Genomic DNA, 4,871 nt, shown 5'->3' on the forward strand with positions numbered 1-4,871 from the left:
TACCGTAAGATAGTGGAGCCTTATTAAAAAATATTTAACCCTTTTCTGCATAACCTGCTAACTATAAAGGCTCCACTATCTAAGGTTTTGTCTCCGGGGGAAACCCCCAAGACCGCGCTGCATCGCTTTACGCTCTTCCAAAGCTTTTTAAAAGTTTCCGAACTCCGGTCACCAACTATAAAGTTTAAAATTCCGGGATAGCGCTTGTTAGCTGCGGTCCTTTGAAGTTACCGTAAGAGAGTGGCTAGAAGTTTCCGTAGAGAAGGGTAGCCTTTATAGTTGGTCGGCTGTGAGTAAAAGGGTTAAGTCTTGTTTAGTAAGGCTACCCTTCTCAAGGATTCAGCTCCGGCCTTTATAGAGACAGGTTATGGGTAATAGTTTGAAGTTATCTGAAATAAGGCCGGAGATGAAACCTTAGAATAAAGAAGCCTTTATAGGCGAAAGGCTATGGGTAAAAGGGATAAAACTCATGGAATAAGGCTTCTTTATTCTTACGGTAACTTCAAACCACTCTCTAAGGTTTCGTCTCACACCCAAACCTTGTTTTTTTTTAACAAAGGTTTGTAGCACATCTATTTCAGTAATTTCAGGGATTTATGAGCGTGAAACATACATCTTTTAAGCGTAAACTAATTTTTTTTACCCAACCTATTATGGTGGTATGGTGAACACCAGTCACTCTTTCTATGGCTCTAAAGCCCATGCCATTTAGATACATTTTTAAGCATAGCAATTTAGTTTTTTCATCGTAACCACGCTCAGTTTTAACCTCTATAAATTGTCGTCCACATTCGTTGCATTTATATCTTTGTTTTCCTCTTTGATGACCATATTTATGAGTTTTATTGCTATGACATCTAGGGCATTCCATGGTTTTATTTTTAGTATACCATTTTTGGGTTCAGCAACGCCGGAAAATCAGGTATACCATCAAGTTGATCACGCTTTACTGACGGTGCGTTATTTTTGCGGTAACTTCTGACCCGGTTTAAAAACACGGGGTTTTGGCTTGGGTAATTCCAGAAAATGGCAAAAATAGCGGTTTTATCACCAAAAAGTCCTATTTTTTTGATATTTGGCGATTTACCGAGGGAGGATGTCAAGAAGCCGCAATTCTAAACCCAGCATGTTGGTAGAAGTAGGGACGGAACCAGTTACGATAGAATGTAGATGCCTCTGTTCCAGTAGTCACCCAAGCACCACCAAGCATCATGTTATGTTGGGTATCAAAGAAGGGAGCAGAATAATCTTCATAGAGCCGATGGGGCTTGAATCCTGGTAGCGGCTTGAAGTCATCACTGAGCCACTCCCATACATTCCCCCGCAAGTCATAGAGTCCAGCAGGACTTCTAGCAGTTTCTAACATACCCACTGGGCTAGGTGAGCCAAACTTGAGATTTAGATTGTAATCCTGTATCGCAAAGGGGTCTTGCTGGAAATTTGTGTTACTTTTATCCCTGCCAGCAGTGGCAAGATTCCACTCCGCTTCACTCATCAAACGAATCCCTTGCCCCTTCCAACGACAGTAAGCCATGGCTTCATGGTGATTCACTTCAACCGGCCAATCGAGAGGAAGGTCAATCTCGTCAAACATGGCTCGATACTTGTAGCCACTATTAGTAGGTATCCAGAATTTAGGGTGCTTGATATTATAGATTGTCTTCCACGTCCAGGATTCTTTATCCCAGTAATCTGGATTATCGTAGCCATTATCATTCACAAACTCCAGAAATTCTCCGTTGGTAATCAGATACTCACTGGCTAAAAACGGTTTAACCTCCACCGAACGATTGCCATATTCACTATCCCAGCCATAGGTAGGATAATCTTCTGGTTTACCAAGTTCTACCGAACCTCCAGAAACTTGGAGCATTTCATTCTTGGAAACCTTGTCATTAGAAACAGCATAATTCCAGCTCTCAGGACGTTCAAGCCGCTCTACAGGCAGTTGTCGGATCAGCATCGAAGAGGTTTCAAAGTGCGTGCGACTGTGTTCAATTCCCATCATCAGCGCCCAAAGAGGATGATTTTGATGAATTGGCAGATTCAGAGGAGTCTTTTCGATAGTTTCTATAACCACCCCATACACTTTATCTCGATAGCGCCAAACCTCTTCCACTTTCGGCCAGTGGATATTTTTGGTTGCTTGATCGAGTTCTTCAGGAGTTTCCGGGTCTACACCAATCTCAAACAGGATTTCATAGTTAGGATTAATGGGTTTATCCAATAACCCAACCCCAAGGAATTTATTGATGTAGAAAACAGCCGAGTGACCCAAATAGAAAATCAGACGGTTTCTTAAGGGGTCGGGACTCATATAGAATGTTTCTTCACCAACCAGACTTTTCATCAGAACATCTTCGAGTTCCCATGAATTCTTAAAGTAATTGATAATGGTTTCGCGACTGCAGCTGTCAAGGCGAGGGAATTGAGTAGATTCGAGAGTATCCATGGTTTGAGTGCCAAATATTATTCTTAAACTTAGGGGTGTCTATATTCAGCGGTCAGCGGTCAGTGGTCAGTGGTCAGTGGTCAGCGGTCAGTAGTCAGCGGTCAGCGGTCAGCAGTCAGTGGTCAGCGGTCAGCGGTCAGTGGTCAGCTAAAGGCTGATAACTGATAGCTGTTCGCGTAGCGTGCGCGTAGCGCTTAAGCTGTTCGCGTAGCGTGCGCGTAGCGCTTAAGCTGATAGCTAAATGCTTACACGTCTATTACACAGTCTGTATCTGACACAGGAGTAAACCAAACCATTGCTTGGTATCAGTCCAAGCCTGAACTGTGTTTAGTCCCCGACCTTTAAGATAGTGCTGCATCTGTTCCAAATTGAATTTGCGAGAAATTTCTGTAAGGATGCTTTCTCCTGCTTGGAAATCAACCGTTAAATCTAGGCTGGCTAAGCGCACAACATGGGTCTGCTGGCAATGTAAATACATCTCAATCTGACTTTCCGATTGATTATAAATCGCCTGATGGGTAAAGCGATCGAGGTCAAAATTTCCTTGGAAACGCCAGTTCAGATGTGCTAGCATATTCAGGTTAAATGCCGCAGTCACCCCCTGACTATCATTATAGGCAGCTTCCAGAATCTCCTTGGGTTTTTGTAAGTCAATGCCCAGCAAAAAGTAATCTCCTGGTGCTAGTAAAGTTGTCATTTTATCAAAAAAGCGATCGCACTGTTCAGGAGCAAAATTTCCCAAGCTACTACCCAAAAATAAAACCATCCGTCTAGGTAATGGTGTTGGAGTTAATTGGCTCAGGGCGTGTTCATAAGTTCCCACCTGACCCTGAACCTTTAACTTGGGATAATCCAGCAATAGCTGCTTGGCACTCTCTTCAAGAATCTCCCCACTGACATCAATAGGAACATAGCGCAAGGGATATCCCTGACTTTCATAGGCATCCAACAACAAGCGAGTTTTGGTAGAGCTGCCACTACCCAGCTCCACCAATTCGCAAGCTCCCGTCAATTGAGCAACCTCTACAGCATACTGTTGTAAAATTTCTGCCTCTGTGCGGGTGGGATAATATTCCGGTAACTCGCAGATTTGCTCAAACAATTGGGAGCCTTTTTCATCGTAAAAGTAACGAGGTGGCAAAGATTTCGGCCTTTGGGTTAATCCTCGAATGATATCTTTGCCATCATCTGTTGCAGTAGGCAGGTTGGCACTCCCGAGATAGTTAATTCCTAGGCGATCCTCACTGAATCTCAAATTCTCTGTGGTCTCTTTAAAAGTTGTTGACATAATACTCTTTTAAATTTTGTTTTCCAAAAACAGTACATTTATACTAATTAAGACATGGTCTAATTAGCACCGGTTAAGAGTACCATAATTTTTCCCAGTTTTGAATAGCTCTGACTTTGGACAGCGAACCCAGGGAGCTATACTTTGTCGATTCTGAGGGCAGGGCAAACCAATCTAAAATTAATCTAAATTATTTTGACAAATAATTCATAGTATGATACTTTTCAACAAAGTTAACTTAAGCACCAAATATGAGATGATGAATTCATCACTAATTTTTATAAGTTGAGTTGTCTGACACATGAAAAACGGCGTCTTGATGCAAAGCGCGAGTGGGTGAAACCCCCGTAAGACATAACCGGAGGATGGGGGAGCCTTGTCTTGATGCACTTAAAATTAGATAGATTAATCACGAAAAATAAAAATAGATGACATTAACAAATGATAGTTTTACCGATGGGTTTTCTGATTCAGTAGGTACCCTGGAGAGCCTGCAGAAATCTGCGATCGCATACTTATTCTCAGATCCAAGACTACAGATAGTCAAACTCAACGACCAAGAATATAGGGAAGGGCAAATTACCTATCGTAGTCGGAATAAGGAAACAGAGATGATGCTTGACGCGACACTTCAGGCTATAGACGATAAGATGTCTTCACAAGAGCATTACACTATCCTTAGCATCGGTTGTGGGATCGGAATTTTTGAGAAGCCTTTTTTGAATAAGCTTCTTTCTCTAAACAAAACTATTCATTTTGTTGGTGTCGATCCCAATAAAAAAGAATGCCTGAAACTCAAAGAATGGTGTCGTGAAGTTAGTGACGAACAATCATCAAAATTTAGTTTCACTATTTATCCAGTTGGGTTCGAGACATTTGAAGCTACCCAAAATTTTGACATTATCTTATTCATTAATTCTCTGTACTATTTTTCAGAAATTGAACCGTCAATTCGCAAAAGTTATCAACTTCTTAGGGAACGAGGGATGATTCTTGTAGGAATAAACCCCAAAAAAAAGTTACTAAATAAACGAAAAAGCAAAGGCCGAACTCCAAGTACCCCACCCGCCCTAACTTCTAATCCGGCTTCCTCCTGGAAAAAAAAAAAAAAAAAACAAAATAAACTCAGTG

5 protein-coding genes are annotated in these 4,871 nt (G+C 41.7%); 2 read left to right on the plus strand and 3 right to left on the minus strand.

From position 1 onward, the window contains the following. Nucleotides 1-881: 881 nt before the first annotated feature. Both F6J94_RS30300 and ovoA read right to left on the minus strand, forming a co-directional pair. On the minus strand, nt 882-1,103 hold the full coding sequence (locus F6J94_RS30300; protein WP_293047084.1) for a hypothetical protein: 222 nt from the start codon (nt 1,101-1,103) through the stop codon (nt 882-884). After that, complete coding sequence (ovoA, locus tag F6J94_RS30305) at nt 1,100-2,452, minus strand: 5-histidylcysteine sulfoxide synthase (protein ID WP_293047087.1); 1,353 nt, start codon at nt 2,450-2,452, stop codon at nt 1,100-1,102. Before ovoA ends, F6J94_RS30300 begins: the two co-directional genes overlap by 4 nt. A 35-nt stretch (nt 2,453-2,487) precedes the next feature. Between ovoA and F6J94_RS30310 the strand changes: the two genes are divergently transcribed. Continuing rightward, a complete protein-coding gene (locus F6J94_RS30310) occupies nt 2,488-2,610 on the plus strand; it encodes a hypothetical protein (protein ID WP_293047089.1) in 123 nt (40 codons plus the stop codon). Between the two features lie 98 nt (nt 2,611-2,708). Here the strand turns inward: F6J94_RS30310 and egtD are convergent, their stop codons facing one another. Further along, nucleotides 2,709-3,740 carry an L-histidine N(alpha)-methyltransferase gene (gene egtD / locus F6J94_RS30315; protein WP_293047091.1) on the minus strand — a complete coding sequence of 344 codons (1,032 nt, stop codon included), beginning with the start codon at nt 3,738-3,740 and terminating at the stop codon, nt 2,709-2,711. A gap of 428 nt (nt 3,741-4,168) precedes the next feature. Between egtD and F6J94_RS30320 the strand changes: the two genes are divergently transcribed. Beyond that, nucleotides 4,169-4,871 (plus strand): class I SAM-dependent methyltransferase (locus F6J94_RS30320; protein WP_293047093.1); only part of this gene is annotated, 703 nt, incomplete at its 3' end.

Origin of the sequence: Moorena sp. SIO1F2, assembly GCF_010672755.1 — a bacterium.
In the GTDB taxonomy this organism is placed as follows: domain Bacteria; phylum Cyanobacteriota; class Cyanobacteriia; order Cyanobacteriales; family Coleofasciculaceae; genus Moorena.